This is a genomic window from Clostridium sp. Cult1, assembly GCF_021655095.1.
GTDB lineage: Bacteria > Bacillota > Clostridia > Tissierellales > Tepidimicrobiaceae > Schnuerera.
Genome location: NZ_PPXW01000001.1, coordinates 702,039 through 703,160 on the forward strand (window position 1 = coordinate 702,039; position 1,122 = coordinate 703,160).

1 protein-coding gene and 1 pseudogene are annotated in these 1,122 nt (G+C 32.0%); both read left to right on the forward strand.

All coding sequences use genetic code 11. The features are described 5' to 3' along the window. Positions 1–21: 21 nt before the first annotated feature. Positions 22–885, forward strand: coding sequence for a phosphate ABC transporter permease subunit PstC (gene pstC / locus C3E89_RS03385; RefSeq protein ID WP_236913432.1), 864 nt, complete (start codon positions 22–24; stop codon positions 883–885). Continuing rightward, positions 878–1,122 (forward strand): annotated as a pseudogene (locus C3E89_RS03390) (phosphate ABC transporter permease PstA); the annotation flags it as partial. The gene pstC and the pseudogene C3E89_RS03390, both read left to right, overlap by 8 nt.

Consider the following 1,122-nt stretch of genomic DNA (forward strand, 5'->3'; position numbering starts at 1 on the left):
ATAGAAATGAAGGTGAAATATATGAAGTCTAAATCCATTGAAAATTTTATGAAAATAGTGTTCTTTATATCTGCGACTATGTCTATAATTGCCATAGTACTCATATGTATATTTATATTTGCTGGAGGTATTCCTTTTATACAGAAATATGGTTTAAAAAATTTTCTTCTTGGGACTGAATGGAAACCTAACAATACTCCTTCATCCTTTGGAATTTTACCCATGATACTTGGCTCCATTTATGTTACCATAGGAGCAATAATTATAGGGGTTCCCATAGGTATTTTAACAGCAACATATTTAGCTGAGTTTTGTAATAAAAAGATATATAAATTTTTAAAACCAAGCATTAACCTAATGGCTGGAATACCCTCAATTGTTTATGGTTTCTTTGCATTAGTAGTTATTGTACCTATTATTAGAAATATATTTGGGGGAACTGGTATGAATATAATTACTGCTTCCATTTTACTGGGTATAATGATTCTTCCGACTATTATAAATATATCTGAAGCATCTATTAGGGCAGTTCCGCGAAACTATTATGAAGGGAGTATTGCCCTAGGCGCATCCCATGAAAAATCTATTATGTCGATAGTACTTCCTGCTGCAAAATCTGGCATATTATCTAGCATTATTCTTGGGATCGGCCGTGCTATTGGAGAAACTATGGCTGTTATTTTAGTAGCAGGAAATCAAGCCCGTATGCCAGCAGGCCTTGTAAAAGGCATTAGGACCCTTACTACTAATATTGTAATTGAAATGGCCTACGCTGCAGATGAACATAGACAAGCTTTAATTGCAACGGCTACTATATTGTTTGCATTTATATTGATTATTAATGGAGTATTTTTAACTGTTAAGAGGAGGACTAATAATGGATAGAGCAATAAAAACTACAATAAAAATATCTGCTTTTATCACATTTGGTGTGTTATTTTTTATAATTGGATATATTTTAATAATGGGCTTACCAAACTTAGATCTAGCTTTATTTCAGTTAAAATACACGACGGAAAATGTATCCCTTTTTCCTGCTATGATTACTACTTTGATGTTAATATTTTTAACTCTAGTAATTGCTACACCAATAGGTATATTTACTGGATTTTATCTAGTGGA